The organism is Streptomyces sp. NPDC046900, assembly GCF_040644975.1.
Lineage (GTDB): Bacteria > Actinomycetota > Actinomycetes > Streptomycetales > Streptomycetaceae > Streptomyces.
Genome location: NZ_JBEYXD010000001.1, coordinates 109,926 through 129,725, shown reverse-complemented (window position 1 = coordinate 129,725; position 19,800 = coordinate 109,926). Strand labels below are relative to the sequence as shown.

16 protein-coding genes are annotated in these 19,800 nt (G+C 71.2%); 14 read left to right on the top strand and 2 right to left on the bottom strand.

The window, feature by feature from the left end; translation table 11 throughout:
• Position 1: 1 nt before the first annotated feature.
• From ABZ904_RS00540 to ABZ904_RS00485, 12 genes are all read left to right on the top strand, one after another.
• Entirely contained in the window at positions 2–1,288 is a 1,287-nt protein-coding gene (locus ABZ904_RS00540; RefSeq protein WP_359390081.1) for a dihydroorotase, read from the top strand.
• Complete coding sequence (locus tag ABZ904_RS00535) at positions 1,285–1,845, top strand: hypothetical protein (protein ID WP_360992011.1); 561 nt, start codon at positions 1,285–1,287, stop codon at positions 1,843–1,845. Before ABZ904_RS00540 ends, ABZ904_RS00535 begins: the two co-directional genes overlap by 4 nt.
• Complete coding sequence (gene carA, locus ABZ904_RS00530) at positions 1,842–2,984, top strand: glutamine-hydrolyzing carbamoyl-phosphate synthase small subunit (protein WP_359390087.1); 1,143 nt, start codon at positions 1,842–1,844, stop codon at positions 2,982–2,984. Before ABZ904_RS00535 ends, carA begins: the two co-directional genes overlap by 4 nt.
• Positions 2,977–6,285 carry a carbamoyl-phosphate synthase large subunit gene (gene carB, locus ABZ904_RS00525; RefSeq protein WP_359390090.1) on the top strand — a complete coding sequence of 1,103 codons (3,309 nt, stop codon included), beginning with the start codon at positions 2,977–2,979 and terminating at the stop codon, positions 6,283–6,285. Before carA ends, carB begins: the two co-directional genes overlap by 8 nt.
• Before the next feature lie 74 nt (positions 6,286–6,359).
• The gene (locus ABZ904_RS00520) at positions 6,360–7,466 is read left to right on the top strand and encodes a quinone-dependent dihydroorotate dehydrogenase (protein ID WP_360992016.1); all 1,107 of its coding nucleotides are present in this window, start codon (positions 6,360–6,362) and stop codon (positions 7,464–7,466) included.
• Positions 7,463–8,365 (top strand): orotidine-5'-phosphate decarboxylase, encoded by a 903-nt coding sequence (gene pyrF, locus ABZ904_RS00515; protein WP_360992020.1) that lies wholly within the window; start codon positions 7,463–7,465, stop codon positions 8,363–8,365. Before ABZ904_RS00520 ends, pyrF begins: the two co-directional genes overlap by 4 nt.
• A 275-nt stretch (positions 8,366–8,640) precedes the next feature.
• A complete protein-coding gene (locus ABZ904_RS00510; RefSeq protein WP_059125536.1) occupies positions 8,641–8,964 on the top strand; it encodes an integration host factor in 324 nt (107 codons plus the stop codon).
• 37 nt (positions 8,965–9,001) lie between these two features.
• Entirely contained in the window at positions 9,002–9,559 is a 558-nt protein-coding gene (gmk, locus tag ABZ904_RS00505) for a guanylate kinase (RefSeq protein ID WP_359390101.1), read from the top strand.
• Between the two features lie 50 nt (positions 9,560–9,609).
• Positions 9,610–9,882, top strand: a complete 273-nt coding sequence (rpoZ, locus tag ABZ904_RS00500; RefSeq protein ID WP_005319902.1) for a DNA-directed RNA polymerase subunit omega — start codon at positions 9,610–9,612, stop codon at positions 9,880–9,882.
• Between the two features lie 158 nt (positions 9,883–10,040).
• On the top strand, positions 10,041–11,243 hold the full coding sequence (gene coaBC / locus ABZ904_RS00495; protein WP_361820294.1) for a bifunctional phosphopantothenoylcysteine decarboxylase/phosphopantothenate--cysteine ligase CoaBC: 1,203 nt from the start codon (positions 10,041–10,043) through the stop codon (positions 11,241–11,243).
• 238 nt (positions 11,244–11,481) lie between these two features.
• Positions 11,482–12,690 carry a methionine adenosyltransferase gene (metK, locus tag ABZ904_RS00490; RefSeq protein WP_359390107.1) on the top strand — a complete coding sequence of 403 codons (1,209 nt, stop codon included), beginning with the start codon at positions 11,482–11,484 and terminating at the stop codon, positions 12,688–12,690.
• Positions 12,691–13,064: 374 nt separating this feature from the next.
• Positions 13,065–15,224 carry a primosomal protein N' gene (locus ABZ904_RS00485; protein ID WP_360992028.1) on the top strand — a complete coding sequence of 720 codons (2,160 nt, stop codon included), beginning with the start codon at positions 13,065–13,067 and terminating at the stop codon, positions 15,222–15,224.
• A 231-nt stretch (positions 15,225–15,455) separates the two neighbouring features.
• Here the strand turns inward: ABZ904_RS00485 and ABZ904_RS00480 are convergent, their stop codons facing one another.
• Positions 15,456–15,983, bottom strand: coding sequence for a hypothetical protein (locus ABZ904_RS00480; protein WP_359390113.1), 528 nt, complete (start codon positions 15,981–15,983; stop codon positions 15,456–15,458).
• Positions 15,984–16,282: 299 nt separating this feature from the next.
• Here ABZ904_RS00480 and fmt point away from each other — a divergent pair, with 299 nt between their 5' ends.
• Positions 16,283–17,215: a methionyl-tRNA formyltransferase gene (gene fmt / locus ABZ904_RS00475; RefSeq protein WP_359390116.1), complete on the top strand. Its 933-nt coding sequence runs from the start codon at positions 16,283–16,285 to the stop codon at positions 17,213–17,215.
• Positions 17,216–17,302: 87 nt separating this feature from the next.
• Positions 17,303–18,721 (top strand): transcription antitermination factor NusB, encoded by a 1,419-nt coding sequence (locus ABZ904_RS00470; RefSeq protein ID WP_359390119.1) that lies wholly within the window; start codon positions 17,303–17,305, stop codon positions 18,719–18,721.
• A gap of 530 nt (positions 18,722–19,251) precedes the next feature.
• Here the strand turns inward: ABZ904_RS00470 and ABZ904_RS00465 are convergent.
• Positions 19,252–19,500, bottom strand: a complete 249-nt coding sequence (locus tag ABZ904_RS00465; RefSeq protein WP_359390122.1) for a hypothetical protein — start codon at positions 19,498–19,500, stop codon at positions 19,252–19,254.
• Positions 19,501–19,800: the final 300 nt, after the last annotated feature.

The following is a 19,800-nucleotide window of genomic DNA, read 5'->3' as shown; positions in this document are numbered from 1 at the left end:
GATGAGCAAGACCCTGATCCGCGGTGCGAAGGTACTCGGCGGTGAGCCACAGGACGTGCTGATCGACGGCGAGACGATCGCCGGCGTGGGCACCGGCCTGAGCGCCGAGGGCGCCGAGGTGGTGGAGGCCGAGGGCAAGGTGCTGCTCCCGGGCCTCGTCGACCTGCACACCCATCTGCGCGAGCCCGGCCGCGAGGACTCCGAGACCGTCCTGACCGGTACAAGGGCAGCCGCGAGCGGCGGCTACACCGCCGTGTTCGCCATGGCCAACACCTTCCCGGTCGCCGACACCGCCGGTGTGGTCGAGCAGGTCTGGCGGCTCGGCCGGGAGCACGGCTACTGCGATGTGCAGCCCATCGGAGCCGTCACCGTCGGCCTCGAGGGCAAGAAGCTCGCCGAGCTGGGTGCCATGCACGAGTCGGCGGCGGGCGTCACCGTCTTCTCCGACGACGGCAAGTGCGTCGACGACGCGGTGATCATGCGCCGGGCCCTGGAGTACGTGAAGGCCTTCGGCGGGGTCGTCGCCCAGCACGCGCAGGAGTCGCGGCTGACCGAGGGCGCCCAGATGAACGAGGGCGTCGTCTCCGCCGAGCTGGGGCTCGGCGGCTGGCCTGCGGTCGCCGAGGAGTCGATCATCGCGCGGGACGTGCTGCTCGCCGAGCACGTCGGCTCGCGCGTCCACATCTGCCACCTGTCGACCGCCGGGTCCGTCGAGATCGTCCGCTGGGCCAAGTCCCGCGGCATCGACGTCACCGCGGAGGTCACCCCGCACCACCTCCTCCTCACCGACGAGCTGGTGCGCAGCTACGACCCGGTCTACAAGGTCAACCCGCCGCTGCGCACCGAGCGCGATGTGACGGCCCTGCGCGAGGCGCTCGCCGACGGCACGATCGACATCGTCGCCACCGACCACGCCCCGCACCCGCACGAGGACAAGGACTGCGAGTGGGCCGCGGCCGCCATGGGCATGGTCGGTCTGGAGACCGCGCTGTCCGTGGTCCAGGCGACGATGGTCGACACCGGCCTGCTCGACTGGGCGGGCGTCGCCGACCGCATGGCCTTCAAGCCCGCGCGGATCGGCCGGGCGGCCGGCCACGGCCGCCCCGTCTCGGCAGGCGAGCCCGCCAACCTCACCCTTGTCGACACCGCATACCGTGGCCGGGTGGACCCCGCGGGCTTCGCCTCGCGCAGCCGCAACACCCCATACGAAGGCCGTGAGCTGCCGGGCCGTGTCACGCACACATGGCTGCGGGGCAAGGCCACGCTGATCGACGGGAAGCTCGCGTGACATCTGTGATCCTGCTCGCCGCAGAGAAGAAATCGGCGGAAGTGACCGACTGGGCCGCCCGCATCGGCTGGCTCGTGGGACTCGTCCTCTTCATCGCGCTCGTCTACTGGCTGATGCGCGAGGGCTGGAAGTGGCGCGGCACCCTCCAGGGCGACCTGCCCGAACTTCCCACCGCGCCGGACGACCCCGGCCTGGCGAGACTGAGCATGAGCGGCCGCTACCACGGCTCCACGACCGCCGGGCAGTGGCTGGACCGGATCGTGGCGCGCGGCCTGGGTACCCGCAGCCGTGTCGAGCTCACGCTGACGGACGCGGGCCTGGACGTCGTACGCCCCGGGGCGACGGACTTCTTCGTGCCGGCCGCACAGCTGCGCGAGGCCCGGCTGGACAAGGGGCTCGCCGGCAAGGTCCTCACCGAGGGCGGGCTCCTCGTGGTGACCTGGGCGCACGGCGACAGGCTGATCGACTCCGGGTTCCGCTCCGACCGGGCGGCCGAGCACAACGAATGGGTCGACACCCTGAACCAGATGATCAACAAGACGGAAGGCGCACGATGACGACCTCCACCAAGGGAGCCGCGAAGGTTCCCGCCGTACTCGTCCTGGAGGACGGCCGCATCTTCCGCGGCCGTGCCTACGGGGCCGTGGGGGTGACCTTCGGAGAGGCCGTGTTCTCCACCGGTATGACCGGCTACCAGGAGACCCTCACCGACCCGTCGTACCACCGCCAGGTCGTCGTGATGACCGCCCCCCACGTCGGCAACACCGGTGTCAACGACGAGGATCCCGAGTCGAAGCGGATCTGGGTGGCGGGCTACGTCGTGCGCGACCCCGCGCGGGTGCCCTCCAACTGGCGTGCCAGGCGTTCGCTGGACGAGGAGCTGCGCCACCAGGGCGTCGTGGGCATAAGCGGTATCGACACGCGTGCGCTGACCCGTCACCTGCGTGAGCGCGGCGCCATGCGCGTCGGCATCTTCTCCGGCAACGCGCTGCCCGACGAGGGCACCATGCTCGCCGAGGTGCGCCAGGCCCCCGAGATGAAGGGCGCGGACCTCGCCGCCGAGGTCGCCACCACCGAGCCCTATGTCGTGCCCGCGATCGGCGAGAGGAAGTTCACCGTCGCCGCGGTCGACCTCGGCATCAAGGGCATGACCCCGCACCGCATGGCCGAGCGCGGCATCGAGGTGCACGTGCTGCCCGCGACGGCGACCGCTGAGGACGTGTACGCCGTGAACCCGGACGGCGTGTTCTTCTCCAACGGTCCCGGCGACCCGGCCACCGCCGACCACCCGGTCTCCGTCATGCAGGCCGTACTGGAGCGCCGCACGCCCCTGTTCGGCATCTGCTTCGGCAACCAGATCCTGGGCCGCGCGCTCGGCTTCGGCACCTACAAGTTGAAGTACGGCCACCGGGGCATCAACCAGCCGGTGCAGGACCGTACGACCGGCAAGGTCGAGGTCACCGCGCACAACCACGGCTTCGCCGTCGACGCCCCGCTCGACCAGGTGTCCGACACGCCCTACGGCCGCGCCGAGGTCTCCCACGTCTGCCTCAACGACAACGTGGTGGAGGGACTCCAGCTGCTCGACCAGCCGGCCTTCAGCGTCCAGTACCACCCCGAAGCGGCCGCGGGTCCGCACGACGCCGCCTACCTGTTCGACCGCTTCGTATCCCTGATGGAGGCCCAGCGTGCCTAAGCGCACCGATATCCAGTCCGTCCTGGTCATCGGCTCGGGCCCGATCGTCATCGGCCAGGCCGCCGAGTTCGACTACTCCGGCACCCAGGCCTGCCGGGTCCTGAGGTCCGAGGGCCTGCGCGTCGTCCTCGTGAACTCCAACCCGGCGACGATCATGACCGACCCGGAGATCGCCGACGCGACGTATGTCGAGCCGATCACCCCGGAGATCGTCGAGAAGATCATCGCCAAGGAGCGCCCGGACGCGCTGCTGCCCACCCTGGGCGGCCAGACGGCCCTGAACACGGCCATCAAGCTGCACGAGAACGGCGTTCTGGAGAAGCACGGCGTCGAACTGATCGGCGCGAACGTCGAGGCGATCCACAAGGGCGAGGACCGCGACCAGTTCAAGGACGTCGTGGAGGAGGTCCGCAAGAAGATCGGGCACGGCGAGTCCGCCCGGTCCGTGATCTGCCACTCCATGGACGAGGTGCTCGCCGGCGTCGAGCAGCTCGGCGGCTACCCGGTCGTCGTCCGTCCCTCGTTCACCATGGGCGGCGCCGGCTCCGGCTTCGCGCACGACGAGGAGGAGCTGCGCCGAATCGCCGGCCAGGGCCTGACCCTCTCGCCGACCACCGAGGTGCTCCTGGAGGAGTCCATCCTCGGCTGGAAGGAGTACGAGCTGGAGCTGATGCGCGACAAGCACGACAACGTCGTGGTCGTCTGCTCCATCGAGAACTTCGACCCGATGGGCGTGCACACCGGAGACTCGATCACCGTCGCCCCGGCGATGACGCTGACGGACCGCGAGTACCAGGTCCTGCGCGACATCGGCATCGCCGTCATCCGCGAGGTCGGCGTCGACACCGGCGGCTGCAACATCCAGTTCGCGGTGAACCCCGAGGACGGTCGCGTGATCGTCATCGAGATGAACCCGCGTGTCTCGCGCTCCTCGGCCCTCGCCTCCAAGGCGACCGGCTTCCCGATCGCCAAGATCGCGGCCAAGCTCGCCGTCGGCTACACCCTCGACGAGATCCCGAACGACATCACCCAGGAGACCCCGGCCTCCTTCGAGCCGACCCTGGACTACGTCGTCGTCAAGGCACCGCGGTTCGCCTTCGAGAAGTTCCCGAGCGCGGACAGCACGCTGACCACGACGATGAAGTCGGTGGGCGAGGCCATGGCGATCGGCCGCAACTTCACCGAGGCCTTCCAGAAGGCGCTGCGCTCGCTGGAGAGGAAGGGCAGCCAGTTCACGTTCGTGGGCGAGGTGGGGGACAAGGCAGAGCTCCTCCAGGTGGCGGGGCGTCCCACCGACGGCCGGATCAACACGGTCATGCAGGCCATCCGCGCCGGTGCCACGCAGGAAGAGGTCTTCGAGGCGACGAGGATCGACCCCTGGTTCGTCGACCAGCTGTTCCTGATCAAGGAGATCGCGGACGAGCTCGCCGCCGCCGACAAGCTCGGCCCCGAGCTGCTCGCAGAGGCCAAGCGGCACGGCTTCTCCGACCAGCAGATCGGTGAGATCCGCGGGCTGCGCGAGGACGTCGTGCGTGAGGTGCGGCACGCGCTGGGCATCCGCCCGGTGTACAAGACGGTCGACACCTGCGCCGCCGAGTTCGCGGCGAGGACGCCGTACTTCTACTCGTCCTACGACGAGGAGACCGAGGTCGCCCGGCGCGAGAAGCCCGCGGTGATCATCCTCGGCTCCGGCCCCAACCGCATCGGCCAGGGCATCGAGTTCGACTACTCCTGCGTCCACGCCTCCTTCGCGCTGAGCGACGCCGGGTACGAGACCGTGATGGTCAACTGCAACCCGGAGACCGTCTCCACGGACTACGACACCTCCGACCGCCTCTACTTCGAGCCGCTGACGCTCGAGGACGTGCTGGAGATCGTCCACGCCGAGCAGCAGGCCGGCCCCGTCGCGGGTGTCGTGGTCCAGTTGGGCGGCCAGACCCCGCTGGGCCTGTCCCAGGCGCTCAAGGACAACGGCGTGCCGATCGTGGGCACCTCCCCGGAGGCGATCCACGCCGCCGAGGACCGCGGGGCTTTCGGGCGCGTGCTCGCGGAGGCCGGCCTCCCGGCGCCCAAGCACGGCACGGCCACCACGTTCGACGAGGCCAAGGCGATCGCGGACGAGATCGGCTACCCGGTCCTCGTCCGGCCCTCGTACGTCCTCGGCGGACGCGGCATGGAGATCGTCTACGACGAGACCCGGCTCGCCTCGTACATCGCCGAGTCGACCGAGATCAGCCCCTCCCGGCCGGTGCTGGTCGACCGCTTCCTCGACGACGCGATCGAGATCGACGTCGACGCCCTCTACGACGGCGAGGAGCTCTACCTCGGCGGCGTCATGGAGCACATCGAGGAGGCCGGCATCCACTCCGGCGACTCGGCGTGCGCGCTGCCCCCGATCACGCTGGGCGGCTTCGACATCAAGCGGCTGCGCGCCTCGACGGAGGCCATCGCCCGTGGCGTGGGGGTCCGGGGATTGATCAACATCCAGTTCGCGATGGCCGGGGACATCCTCTACGTCCTCGAGGCCAACCCCCGCGCGTCGCGCACCGTGCCCTTCACCTCGAAGGCGACGGCGGTGCCGCTCGCGAAGGCCGCGGCCCGGATCTCGCTGGGCGCGACGATCGCCGGGCTGCGGTCCGAAGGGCTGCTGCCCGCGCACGGCGACGGCGGCGAACTGCCGCTCGACGCGCCGATCTCCGTGAAGGAGGCCGTCATGCCGTGGTCGCGGTTCCGCGACATCCACGGACGGGGCGTGGACACCATCCTCGGCCCGGAGATGCGCTCCACCGGCGAGGTCATGGGCATCGACTCCGTCTTCGGCACGGCCTACGCCAAGTCGCAGGCGGGGGCGTACGGCCCGCTGCCCACCAAGGGCCGCGCCTTCATCTCGGTCGCCAACCGGGACAAGCGGTCGATGATCTTCCCGGCGCGTGAGCTGGTCGCCCACGGCTTCGAGCTGCTCGCCACGTCCGGGACGGCCGAGGTCCTCAAGCGCAACGGCATCAACGCCACCGTCGTGCGCAAGCAGTCCGAGGGCACGGGCCCGGACGGCGAGAAGACCATCGTCCAGCTGATCCACGACGGCGAGGTCGACCTCATCGTCAACACCCCCTACGGCACCGGCGGCCGCCTCGACGGCTACGACATCCGTACCGCTGCGGTGGCTCGCTCCGTGCCGTGCCTGACCACGGTCCAGGCGCTCGCCGCGGCGGTCCAGGGCATCGACGCCCTCAACCACGGAGACGTGGGCGTCCGCTCGCTCCAGGAGCACGCGGAACACCTGATCGCGGCCCGCGACTAGCAGCCGATGAGGGGGACACCGGAAACGGTGTCCCCCTCCTCATGAGGACCCCGGACCCTGAGGACTCCCGAGACATGTACAAGCTGTTCTTCCGTCTGGTCTTCACACGGATGGACCCCGAGCAGGCCCACCACCTGGCCTTCCGCTGGATCCGCCTGGCCGTGCGCATCCCTGTGCTCCGCACCTTCGTCGCGGCGGCCCTCGCGCCCCGCCACCGGGAACTGCGCACCGAGGCGTTCGGTCTGCGGATGCACGGCCCCTTCGGGCTCGCCGCCGGTTTCGACAAGAACGCCGTCGCGATCGACGGCATGTCGATGCTCGGCTTCGACCACGTCGAGATCGGCACGGTGACGGGGGAGCCGCAGCCGGGCAACCCCAAGAAGCGACTGTTCCGCCTGGTCGCGGACCGGGCGCTGATCAACCGGATGGGCTTCAACAACGAGGGCTCGCTGACTGTCGCCGCGCGTCTGGCGTCGCGCACCTCCGTCTTCCGGACGGTCGTCGGCGTCAACATCGGCAAGACCAAGGTCGTCCCCGAGACCGAGGCCGTCCAGGACTACGTGAAGTCGACCGAGCGGCTCGCGCCGTACGCCGACTACCTGGTGGTCAACGTCTCCTCGCCGAACACCCCCGGGCTGCGCGATCTGCAGGCGACCGAGGCGCTGCGTCCGCTGCTGACCGCCGTCCGCGAGGCCGCCGACCGCACGGTCACCAGCCGGCGGGTGCCGCTCCTGGTCAAGATCGCCCCGGACCTCGCGGACGAGGACGTCGACGCCGTCGCCGATCTCGCCGTGGAACTCGGGCTGGACGGGATCATCGCCACGAACACCACCATCGCGCGCGAGGGCCTCGGCCTGAGCTCCGAACCCTCCCTGGTCAAGGAGACCGGCGGACTGTCGGGCGCGCCGCTGAAAACGCGCTCTCTGGAGGTCCTGCGCCGCCTCTACGCGCGCGTGGGCGACCGCATGACCCTGGTGGGCGTGGGCGGCATCGAGAGCGCCGAGGACGCCTGGCAGCGCATTCTGGCCGGTGCCACGCTGGTGCAGGGCTACAGCGCGTTCATCTACGAAGGGCCCTTCTGGAGCCGAGCCATCCACAAGGGGCTGCTCGCCCGGCTCCGTACGAGCCCCTACGCCACCCTCGCCGACGCGGTCGGCGCCGACGTGAGGAAGACCGTATGACCGCCCACCCGACACCGGGCCACCACTCTCCGGCGGAGGCCGGCGGGCCGCAGCGGCTTTCCTGGGAACCCTTCGGCGCGCGCCTGCGCCGTGCCATGGACGAGCGCGGTCCGCTGTGCGTCGGCATCGACCCGCACGCCTCGCTGCTCGCCGAGTGGGGCCTGAACGACGACGTCGCGGGCCTGGAGTGGTTCAGCCGCACGGTGGTGGAGGCGACGGCCGGGCGGGTCGCCGTGCTCAAGCCGCAGAGCGCCTTCTTCGAGCGCTTCGGCTCGCGCGGCGTGGCGGTCCTGGAGAAGACGGTCGAGGAGGCGCGGGCGGCCGGGGCACTGGTGGTCATGGACGCCAAGCGCGGCGACATCGGCTCGACGATGGCCGCCTACGGGGAGTCCTTCCTGAGGAAGGACTCCCCGTTGTTCTCCGACGCGCTCACGGTCTCGCCGTACCTCGGCTACGGATCGCTCAAGCCGGCCGTGGACCTGGCGAGGGAGAGCGGGGCGGGTCTCTTCGTGCTGGCCCTGACCTCCAATCCGGAGGGCGGCGAGGTGCAGCACGCCGTGCGGCCCGACGGCCGGAACGTGGGGGCGACGATGCTCGCACACCTCGCCGCCGAGAACGCGGGGGAGAAGCCCCTCGGCTCGTTCGGCGCCGTCGTGGGTGCCACGCTCGGCGCCCTGTCGTCGTACGACCTGGACATCAACGGACCCCTGCTCGCCCCGGGCATCGGGGCCCAGGGGGCGACCGCGGCCGATCTGCCGCGCGTCTTCGGGGCGGCGGTGCGCAACGTGGTGCCGAACGTGAGCCGGGGGGTGCTGCGCCACGGCCCCGACGTCGTCGCTCTGCGTGGCGCTGCGGAACGTTTCGCGGACGAGATCAGGGCCGCCGTGGCGGCCCTCTAGTCCCCTTCCGGCTTCACGAGCAGCCCTCCGACGAGTGTCTCCGGGAGGGCTTGAGTCTGAATACATCCTCAAATTCGGGGCAATATGTCCGAAAAGTCCGGCTCGATGGAGGCTGACCAGGACTTTTCCGCTGTTCTCGCTGACTCCGGCGCGCTCGCCCGCTAGTCTCCGACGAGAGAGCGGGCAAGCGTGTTGCTCGTAGCTCCCCAGGTGTGGGCCGACTAGGTTCCTCACCGGTCCGTATCCGACAGTTCGACATCCGAGGTGACGTAGGCGTGGCTCTTCCGCCCCTTACCCCTGAACAGCGCGCAGCCGCGCTCGAAAAGGCCGCCGCGGCTCGCCGGGAGCGGGCCGAGGTGAAGAATCGACTCAAGCACTCCGGCGCCTCTCTGCACGAGGTCATCAAGCAGGGCCAGGAGAACGACGTCATCGGCAAGATGAAGGTCTCCGCCCTTCTCGAGTCCCTGCCCGGCGTGGGCAAGGTCCGCGCCAAGCAGATCATGGAGCGACTGGGTATCTCCGAGAGCCGCCGCGTGCGCGGTCTCGGTTCCAACCAGATCGCCTCGCTGGAGCGTGAGTTCGGCGGCGCCACCAGCTGAGTCCGGTGCACTCCGGGATTGCTGGAATAATCGCTGCATGAGTGAACGTCCGCGGCTGACCGTGCTCTCCGGCCCCTCCGGGGTCGGCAAGAGCACGGTCGTCGCCCATATGCGCAAGGAACACCCCGAGGTGTGGCTCTCGGTGTCGGCGACGACCCGCAAACCACGCCCCGGCGAGCGGCACGGAGTCCACTACTTTTTCGTCACCGACGACGAGATGGACAAGCTGATCGCCAACGGGGAGCTGCTGGAGTGGGCCGAGTTCGCCGGCAACCGCTACGGCACGCCCCGGGCCGCCGTGCTCCAGCACCTGGAGGCCGGAGTGCCGGTCCTGCTGGAGATCGACCTCCAGGGCGCCCGGCAGGTCCACGAGTCCATGTCCGAGGCCCAGCTGGTGTTCCTGGCTCCTCCCACCTGGGAGGAGCTCGTGCGCAGACTCACCGGACGGGGCACCGAGCCGCCGGAGGTGATCGAGCGCCGTCTGGAGGCGGCCAAGATCGAGCTGGCGGCCGAGCCCGAGTTCCATGTCACCCTGGTCAACACCTCGGTCGAGGGCGTGGCGCGCGAGCTGCTAACCTTGATGAACGTTGTGTGATCAGGGTTGTGTGATCAGGTCTGATCTTTCCCATCTTCGGAAGGTAGAGCGTGTCCTCTTCCATCACCGCGCCCGAGGGCATCATCAACCCGCCGATCGACGAGCTCCTCGAGGCCACCGACTCGAAGTACAGCCTCGTGATCTACGCGGCCAAGCGGGCCCGTCAGATCAACGCGTACTACTCGCAGCTCGGTGAGGGCCTTCTCGAGTACGTCGGTCCCCTCGTCGACACCCACGTCCACGAGAAGCCGCTCTCGATCGCCCTGCGCGAGATCAACGCGGGTCTGCTGACCTCCGAGGCCATCGAAGGCCCGGCGCAGTAACAGCAGTACGCATCAGGACCGCGTTCGCAGGTAGTCATATCTGTGGATCGCGATGGGTTTTTCCACAGGCCCGGCAGCTCGGCTGTCGGGCCTGTGGTGTGTCATAGACCCGTACGCCGGTGAACCTCGGCGTACGGGTGTCGAGTGCGGGAGGCCCGGTGGGCAAGCCGAATGTCGTTCTGGGGGTCAGCGGTGGCATCGCCGCGTACAAGGCGTGCGAGCTGCTGCGCAGACTGACCGAGTCCGGCCATGACGTCCGTGTCGTGCCGACCGAGTCAGCGCTGCACTTCGTGGGTGCCGCGACCTGGTCCGCCCTCTCCGGTCACCCTGTCTCCACCGAGGTCTGGGACGGCGTCCACGAGGTCCCGCACGTCCGCATCGGCCAGCACGCCGACCTGGTGGTCGTGGCCCCGGCGACGGCCGACATGCTCGCCAAGGCCGCCCACGGCCTGGCCGACGACCTGCTGACCAACACGCTCCTGACCGCACGCTGCCCCGTCGTCTTCGCCCCAGCCATGCACACCGAGATGTGGGAGCACCCGGCCACCCAGGAGAACGTGGCGACGCTGCGGCGCCGCGGTGCCGTGGTGATCGAGCCCGCCGTGGGCCGGCTGACCGGTGTGGACACGGGCAAGGGCCGGCTGCCCGACCCCGCCGAGATCTTCGAGGTCTGCCGTCGGGTGCTGGCCCGGGGCGTGACCGAGCCGGATCTCGCGGGCCGTCATGTGGTGGTCAGCGCGGGCGGCACCCGGGAGCCCCTCGACCCCGTCCGCTTCCTCGGCAACCGCTCCTCCGGCAAGCAGGGCTACGCCCTGGCCCGTACGGCCGCGGCACGAGGCGCCCGCGTCACTCTGATCGCCGCGAACGCGGACCTGCCCGACCCGGCCGGAGTGGACGTCGTCCGGGTGGGCACCGCGGTCCAGCTGCGCGAGGCGGTGGTGAAGGCGGCCGCGGAGGCGGACGCCGTGGTGATGGCGGCGGCGGTGGCAGACTTCCGCCCGGCGACCTATGCGGCGGGGAAGATCAAGAAGCAGGACGGCCGGGACCCGGAGCCCGTCGTCCTGGTCAGGAACCCGGACGTCCTCGCGGAGATCTCCGCCGAGCGCGCCCGTCCCGACCAGGTGGTCGTGGGCTTCGCCGCGGAGACGGACAATGTGCTGGCCAACGGCCGCGCGAAGCTGGAGCGCAAGGGCTGCGACCTGCTCGTGGTGAACGAGGTGGGGGAGCGCAAGGCCTTCGGCTCCGAGGAGAACGAGGCCATCGTGCTGGGCGCCGACGGCAGTGAGACCCCGGTGCCCTACGGCCCGAAGGAAGCGCTGGCCGACACGGTGTGGGACCTGGTCGCCCGCCGTCTGACCTGAGGATCTCACCCGTCCTCGGACACCTGCCGGCTCGGAACATTCAGGCGTGGCGACCCTGGAAAAGATCCTGCGGCATAGGCAGAATGCCCGTGCCGCAGGTCACCGCGTTCCCGAGAGGCGAGACACACGGGCGGGTGGCCGAGCGCGACCGATAAACTGTTCTCGGACGACGCCGGGCGCAGCCCCCGTCCCGTCCACCAATGATCAGCCAGCAGCCGCTGCAACCCCAGGGAGCGTTGTGTCCCGTCGCCTGTTCACCTCGGAGTCCGTGACCGAGGGCCACCCCGACAAGATCGCTGACCAGATCAGCGACACCATTCTCGACGCGCTTCTGCGTGAGGACCCGACTTCCCGGGTCGCCGTGGAGACGTTGATCACCACCGGCCTGGTGCACGTGGCCGGTGAGGTCACCACCAAGGCCTACGCGGACATCGCGACGCTGGTGCGCAGCAAGATCCTCGAGATCGGCTACGACTCGTCGAAGAAGGGCTTCGACGGCGCCTCCTGCGGCGTCTCGGTGTCGATCGGCGCGCAGTCCCCGGACATCGCGCAGGGTGTGGACGCGGCCTACGAGGCCCGTGTCGAGGGTGACGAGGACGAGCTGGACCGCCAGGGTGCAGGCGACCAGGGGCTGATGTTCGGCTACGCGTCGGACGAGACGCCCACGCTGATGCCGCTGCCGATCTTCCTGGCCCACCGCCTGTCCAAGCGGCTGTCCGACGTCCGCAAGAACGGCACGATCCCCTACCTGCGCCCGGACGGTAAGACCCAGGTCACCATCGAGTACGAGGGCGACAAGGCGGTCCGGCTGGACACGGTGGTCATCTCCTCGCAGCACGCCAGCGACATCGACCTGGAGTCCCTGCTGTCGCCCGACATTCGCGAGTTCGTGGTGGAGCCGGAGCTGAAGGCCCTGCTGGACGAGGGCATCAAGCTGGACACGGACGGCTACCGTCTGCTGGTCAACCCCACCGGCCGGTTCGAGATCGGTGGCCCGATGGGTGACGCGGGCCTGACGGGCCGCAAGATCATCATCGACACGTACGGCGGCATGGCCCGCCACGGCGGTGGCGCGTTCTCGGGCAAGGACCCGTCGAAGGTGGACCGCTCGGCGGCGTACGCGATGCGCTGGGTCGCCAAGAACGTGGTCGCGGCGGGTCTCGCCTCGCGCTGCGAGGTCCAGGTCGCGTACGCGATCGGCAAGGCCGAGCCGGTCGGTCTGTTCGTGGAGACCTTCGGGACGGCCAAGGTCGACGCCGAGAAGATCGAGCACGCGATCACCGAGGTCTTCGACCTTCGTCCGGCCGCGATCATCCGTGATCTCGACCTGCTCCGCCCGATCTACTCCCAGACGGCGGCGTACGGTCACTTCGGCCGTGAGCTGCCCGACTTCACCTGGGAGCGCACGGACCGCATCGAGGCCCTGCGGGCGGCCGTGGGGCTGTAACCCCCCGACGCGTAGCACAAGGCCCGGCGCCCGTCTTTCGGACGCCGGGCCTTGTCGTCCCGGAAACGGCCGTGTGGCCCTTCGCGGTACGGAGGCTGCGGTGTGGCCCCGGGGGAACGCGAGTGTCGCGTGTGGGCTGCTGTGAGGCCCGGGATCGCCGTCCTCGCACAAGGCTTGGGACAGTCGCCATCGCATGCTCGGCGCGCGTGCGGGCACTGGTGGCCTCTCTCCTCCAGGCTCGAATCCTGCTCCGGGCTCGGCACCCGTATCGGCCGAGCGGACCATGCCCGAAGTGCCCTCGGAGTGTCCGTGAGCCGCGGCGGAGTGAGCTCGGGCCGGCGCCGGTGTCAGTGACGTTTGGTAAGAATGCAAGCGTGAGCAGCGCGAACGGGCAGCAGCGGGCGGGCGGGGAAGAAGCCGCGCCGCCCGAGCAGCTTGCGCTGATGCGTGAGGCCGTGCGGAAGGCCCAGGAGCCCAGGGCCAAGCCGCGGACCTGGCGGGGAGCCGCGCTGGCCAAGGAGCGCCCCGTGGCGCGCGTGCTCGTCGACAAGGGCGTGCTGCATCTGGACCGGTACTTCGACTACGCGGTCCCCGAAGAGCTCGACGCCGTGGCTCAGCCAGGGGTCAGAGTCAGGGTGCGCTTCGGAGCCGGTGGGCGCACCGTGCGGGAAGGGCGCCGCGAGGGCGGTGGGCTCATCGACGGGTTTTTGGTCGAGCGGTTGGCCGAGTCCGACTACTCCGGGCCGCTCGCCGCGCTGGCGCAGGTCGTGTCTCCCGAACCGGTCCTCTCGCCCGAGCTGCTCGGACTCACCCGGGCCGTCGCCGACCGGTACGCGGGAAGTCTCGCCGATGTGCTCCAGCTCGCCGTGCCACCGCGGCACGCCCGGGCCGAGGCCACCGAGATGGGGGCGCCGCTCTCGCCTCCTTCCGCACCCGACCCCGGGTCCTGGCGGCGCTATGCACGGGGGACGCAGTTCCTGGAGTCGCTGGCCGGCGGCGGGGCGCCCCGGGCCGTGTGGACCGCCCTGCCCGGGCCTGAGTGGGCGCAGGAGATCGCCCGGGCCGTGCAGGCCACGCTGGCTTCCGGCCGAGGAGCGCTGGTTGTCGTGCCCGCCGGACGTGCCGCCGCGCGGGTCGATGCCGCCCTCAAGGGACTGATGGGAGAAGGGCAGCACGCGGTCCTGACCGCCGACGCCGGGCAGGAGCGCCGCTACCGGGAGTGGCTGGCCGTACGGCGCGGGGCCGTGCGGGCCGTCGTCGGGACGCGGGCCGCCATGTTCGCGCCCGTACGGGATCTCGGGCTCGTGGTGGCCTGGGACGACGGGGACGCCAGTCACAGCGACGACAACGCTCCCTTCCCCCATGTCCGCGAAGTGCTGGAACTTCGCGCTTCACGGGACAAGTGCGCCTTTCTGCTGGGGAGTTGGAGCTGCACCGTCGAGGCCGCCCAGCTCGTCGAGAGTGGCTGGGCCGTACCGCTCGTCGCCGACCGCGAGCGGGTGCGGGCCGCCGCGCCCCTCGTGCGGACCGTGGGGGACGGCGACCTTGCGCGGGACGAGGCCGCGCGGGCGGCACGCCTGCCCACGCTCGCCTGGGAGGTCGTACGGGACGGGCTGCGGACGGGGCCCGTGCTGGTGCAGGTGCCACGGCGCGGTTACGTGCCCCGTATGGCCTGTGCCCAGTGCCGCGCGCCCGCCCGGTGCCGGCACTGCGCCGGACCGCTGGCCGCCCAGGACGCGGGGGAGCTGCGCTGCGGCTGGTGCGGACGGGAGGAGACGTCCTGGCACTGCCCGGAGTGCGGCGGCTTCCGGCTGCGGGCCCAGGTCGTCGGGGCCCGGCGGACCGCCGAGGAGCTGGGACGCGCGTTCCCGGCCGTCCCGGTGCGGACGTCGGGGCGTGAGCAGGTGCTCGACACGGTGCCGGGGACGCCCGCGCTGGTCGTGAGCACACCCGGGGCCGAGCCGGTCGCCGAGGGCGGATACGCGGCGGCGCTGCTGCTCGACGGATGGGCCATGCTCGGGCGACCGGATCTGCGGGCCGGCGAGGACGCGCTGCGGAGGTGGATCGGCGCGGGCGCGCTCGTCAGACCGCAGCCGGCCGGCGGGACCGTCGTGGTGGTCGCCGAGCCGACGCTGCGGCCGGTGCAGGCGCTCGTGCGGTGGGATCCCGTCGGGCACGCGGTGCGGGAGCTCGCGGAGCGGGCCGAGCTGGGCTTTCCGCCGGTCTCGCGGATGGCGGCCGTCTCGGGTCCGGCCGAGACGGTGATCGGGTTCCTCGGTGAGGCACGACTTCCCGCGGACGCGGAGGTGCTGGGACCGGTGCCTGTGCCGGTGACCGAGGCCGGGCGGCCGCGGCGGGCCGGTGCACCGCCGCCGGGGCAGCGGTGGGAACGGGCGCTCGTCCGGGTGCCGCCGGGGAGCGGGGCCGCGCTGGCGGCGGCGCTGAAGACCGCGCTGGCGGCCCGGACGGTACGCGGGGGGAGCGGCGGCGCCGAGCCGGTCCGGATCCGGATCGACCCACCGGACATCGGGTGACGGAGCGGGTCGTACGAGCGGATCGCGCGAGCGGGTCAAGGCCGTCCGGCGCAGTGCCGATTCGGCCGTGCCGGACGTCCGGTGGCGGTGCGTCAGGAGATGCCTCGGTATCCGCGAGGCCCGGAGGCGGTGGCCGGTGTGCCGTCCGCCGGGCATTCCGCGGTCCGCAGGCCCGCCCTGCGTCCGTGCGGCTGCCTCCCGGAGGTTCCGGGAGGCAGGCGGGGGAGCGGCTCAGCCGTTGCGCGGGCCAGGGAAGGCCGTCGGCCTGACCTCGTCGCGCAGGGTGGGGCCGCTCGCCGTCGGCTGCGTCGGCATCGAGCGGGCCGCGGGGACACCGGCGCCCATGTTGATCGTGCGGCTGACGGACGAGTCCGCGGAGCGCTCGGTGTCGCCGGTCGGCTGGGTGCCCGCCGCGCGGCGGGCACCGTAACGGCGGTGCACCGCCTGCTTGGTGACGCCGAGCGCGGAGCCCACGGCGTCCCACGAGAAGCCGAGCGAGCGGTCGAAGTCCACGGCCGCCGTCACCAGGGTCTCCACACTGTCCCGCAACTCCTGGGCGAGGCGGACGGTAGGAGCGGGGGCGCGTCCGTAGACGACGAAGCCCGTGGAGGGGCCGGAGCGGCGCGGACGGTACACATTGCCCAACTGGGCGGTGAGGGTGCGCAGTGCGTCCACCTGCCGGCGGACCCGCTCGATGTCCCGCACCAGCAAGTGCAGGCTGGCCCGGGCCTGGGCGTCGTGGGTTGCGTGGTCGGCCATGAACAAGCCTCTCGAACCGGCGTTGAAAAGGGCCGGGCCGCGATCGCGGCCCGTTGCGGTCAACTCTTACTTGACCAACGCGCCTTCAGGCCTGTGGTCACGGTGCGGGGGCGCGAGGGCATACGCGTACGCCCCCATGAGTGGCGTGCGCTGCCATGGGGCGTTCGTCGTGGCACGAGGCGGCCGCAGCGCCTCGCACGGCCCCGGCCCCATAGACTGGTGCGCTGCCCGTCCCTCTCGGCGCAGCCGGGGGCGCACGGGCCCATCAGTACTCCCGCCCGAGAGGCCGTCACCCACCCATGAGGCTTGTCTTCGCAGGTACCCCCGAGGTCGCCGTTCCCGCGCTGGACGCACTGATCGCGTCCGAGCGGCACGAGGTGGTCGCCGTCGTCACACGGCCCGACGCACCGGCGGGGCGCGGGCGCCGGCTCGTCGCCAGCCCCGTCGCCGAGCGGGCGGAAGAGGCGGGGATCGAGGTCCTCAAGCCGAACAGGCCCCGGGACGAGGACTTCCTCGCCCGGCTGCGGGAGATCGCACCCGACTGCGCTCCGGTGGTCGCCTACGGTGCGCTCCTGCCGCGTGTCGCCCTCGACATCCCCGCCCACGGCTGGGTGAACCTGCACTTCTCCCTGCTCCCCGCCTGGCGCGGCGCCGCCCCCGTGCAGCACAGCGTGCTGGCGGGCGACGAGATCACCGGGGCCTCCACCTTCCTCATCGAGGAAGGGCTCGACTCCGGACCCGTCTACGGCACCATCACGGAGCAGGTCCGTTCCACCGACACCAGCGGCGACCTCCTCACCCGTCTCGCCTTCGCCGGTGCCGGACTGCTCGCGGCCACCATGGACGGCATCGAGGACGGCAGCCTGAAGGCCGTCCCGCAGCCCGCCGAGGGCGTCACGCTCGCGCCCAAGATCACCGTGGAGGACGCGCACGTCGACTGGTCCGCGCCCGCCCTCCGGGTGGACCGCATGGTGCGCGCCTGCACCCCCGCGCCGGGCGCCTGGACCGCCTTCCGCGGCGAACGGCTCAAGCTCATCCAGGTCACACCGGTGCCCGAGCGCACCGACCTCGCCCCGGGACAGCTGGCCGTCGGCAAGAACAACGTGCAGGTCGGCACGGGTTCGTACGCCGTGGAGCTGGTGTGGGTGCAGGCCCAGGGCAAGAAGCCCATGCGGGCCGCGGACTGGGCGCGCGGGGTGCGGATCGGCAACGCGGAGACCCTCGGGAGCTGACCCGGGGGCCGCCCTCCGCGACCGGCCCGGCACCCGTGGACGTACGCTGGGAAGCGCACGTCATCCCACATCCGGAGCACCTTTTTCGTGAGCGACCAGTCACGTCGTCCCCGCAAGCCGGGCAAGCCGTACCGACGTCCCCAGAAGGACCCCGTCCGCATTCTCGCCTTCGACGCGCTGCGAGCCGTCGACGAGCGGGACGCGTACGCCAACCTCGTGCTGCCGCCGCTGCTGCGCAAGGCGCGGGACAAGGGCGACTTCGACGGGCGGGACGCGGCGCTCGCCACCGAGCTGGTGTACGGGACCCTGCGCAGGCAGGGGACGTACGACGCGATCCTCTCGGCCTGCGTCGACCGGCCGCTGCGCGAGGTCGATCCGCCCGTGCTCGACGTATTGAGTCTCGGCGTCCATCAGCTGCTCGGGACGCGGATCCCGAGCCACGCGGCCGTGTCCGCCACCGTCGAGCTCGCCCGGGTCGTGCTCGGCGACGGGCGGGCCAAGTTCGTCAACGCCGTGCTGCGCAAGGTCGCCCAGGACGACCTCGACGGCTGGCTGGAGCGGGTGGCCCCGCCGTACGACGAGGACCCGGAGGACCACCTCGCCGTCGTCCACTCGCACCCGCGCTGGGTCGTCTCCGCTCTGTGGGACTCCCTCGGCGGCCCTCGCGCCGGGATCGAGGACCTGCTGGAGGCCGACAACGAGCGTCCCGAGGTCACGCTCGTCGCCCGCCCCGGCCGCGCCACCACGGAGGAGCTGCTGCGCGAGGAGGCCGCGGTGCCCGGCCGCTGGTCGCCGTACGCCGTCCGGCTCACCGAGGGCGGCGAGCCCGGTGCCGTGAAGGCCGTGGCGGAAGGCCGCGCGGGCGTTCAGGACGAGGGCAGTCAGCTCGTCGCCCTCGCCCTGGCGAACGCGCCCCTGGAGGGTCCCGACGAGAAGTGGCTCGACGGGTGTGCGGGTCCCGGCGGCAAGGCGGCACTGCTCGCGGCGCTCGCCGCCGAGCGCGGAGCCGCACTGCTGGCATCCGAGAAGCAGCCGCACCGGGCCGGCCTGGTGGCCAAGGCGCTCGCCGGGAACCCCGGCCCCTATCAGGTCATCGCCGCCGACGGCACCCGGCCTCCGTGGGGCCCCGGCACCTTCGACCGGGTGCTGATGGACGTTCCCTGCACCGGGCTCGGGGCGCTGCGCCGCCGTCCTGAGGCCAGGTGGCGGCGCCGTCCCGAGGACCTGGACGGCTTCGCCCCGCTCCAGCGCGCCCTGCTGCGCACGGCACTCGAGTCCGTACGCGTCGGCGGCGTGGTCGGCTACGCCACCTGCTCGCCCCACCTCGCCGAGACCCGCGCGGTGGTCGCCGACGTGCTCAAGCAGTTCCCCGGGGCCGAGCTCATCGACGCGCGCCCGCTGCTCCCGGACGTCCCGGCCCTCGGAGGGGGTCCCGACGTACAACTGTGGCCGCATCTGCACGGCACGGACGCGATGTACCTGGCGCTGATCCGCCGGACCGGCTGAACCGGCGTGCCGGTGTAGGTTCTCAAAATGAATGACCAATTCTCACTTTGGTTGGCCGACGCCTGGCCAATTGGCCAACCGAGCGAGACGGGCGGCTGTCCTGTCTCGTTGAAGCTATCGGATTCTCACTCGTTCTCGTTCGTGTTGTCGGATTCTCATCGCGTCACGCGCTGAGCGGCGGCGTTTGCTTCGTTCGTGGGGTTTGATCTCACTTCTCTGGTCCCGTTCTCGCTGCACCTGTCACGGTCGGTTTCGGCAGGTATGTGGAGCCGGGTGGTGGCGGTGGATCTGGGGCTGATCGATGTCGAGTGGGCTGATGACGAGGGTGGCGGGTTGAGGAAGTCCGTTCTGGAGGCGGTGTCGCGGGCCCGTTCGAGTCCGTTGCTCCAGTGCGACGCTTCGCTTCGTACCGCGGGCAACGGCACTTCACGGGCTGGTACTGGGCAGCGACGACGGAATCGCTGCTGGGGTTCGAGTTCTGGTCGGCAACGGCTGTACCAGTCAAGGCAGGTGCTCACGCTGACCAGTCGTCACTCGCCGGGAGGGTTCTCCTTCCGCCACGTCCACCGCCAGAGCTCGTCGGCCCGATGGTCGTGCTCGAAGCCGTCATCGCGAGGCCCCACCCGCTCGATCGCCTCGGTAGTGCGCGGGTCGTCGGGCAGGGCGAGACCGTAGGCGACCAGCCTCCAGACGTACGAGCTGGTTGTCGTCGCCGAGAAAGCCGCGGGGGAGCCGCCGGCGACGGCGCGCCACAGCGGCGTAGTCCCGTCCGGCAGCACCCGGTCGGGGTCCGCGCCGCCCCCACCAACGCCTCGGCGACCGGCTCGTCGTACGCCGCCACCGGCACGCACGGCACCGGCAGCCCGTTCGCGTCCACCGCGTCCGGATCCGCGCCCCTGTTCAGCAGATCCCGCACCGCCTCGGCGTCCCCGGCCCGAACCGCCGACCTGAGCCGACCGTCGAGTCCGCATGCTGATCACGGGCGGGAGTCTGCGGTCTTGATCATCCGTCATGTCATCGGTCGAGGCTGTCACATGTGGGTCATTGAACCCAACCCGGCCAGCCGGGTTGTTAATGTC

Excerpts from the sequence above, each read along its gene's own strand:
- gmk (WP_359390101.1), top strand. The coding sequence starts at position 9,002 with ATGAGTGAACGTCCGCGGCTGACCGTGCTCTCCGGCCCCTCCGGGGTC.
- ABZ904_RS00520 (WP_360992016.1), top strand. The coding sequence starts at position 6,360 with ATGTACAAGCTGTTCTTCCGTCTGGTCTTCACACGGATGGACCCCGAG.
- ABZ904_RS00540 (WP_359390081.1), top strand. The coding sequence starts at position 2 with ATGAGCAAGACCCTGATCCGCGGTGCGAAGGTACTCGGCGGTGAGCCA.
- ABZ904_RS00480 (WP_359390113.1), bottom strand. The coding sequence starts at position 15,983 with ATGGCCGACCACGCAACCCACGACGCCCAGGCCCGGGCCAGCCTGCAC.
- fmt (WP_359390116.1), top strand. The coding sequence starts at position 16,283 with ATGAGGCTTGTCTTCGCAGGTACCCCCGAGGTCGCCGTTCCCGCGCTG.
- pyrF (WP_360992020.1), top strand. The coding sequence starts at position 7,463 with ATGACCGCCCACCCGACACCGGGCCACCACTCTCCGGCGGAGGCCGGC.
- carA (WP_359390087.1), top strand. The coding sequence starts at position 1,842 with ATGACGACCTCCACCAAGGGAGCCGCGAAGGTTCCCGCCGTACTCGTC.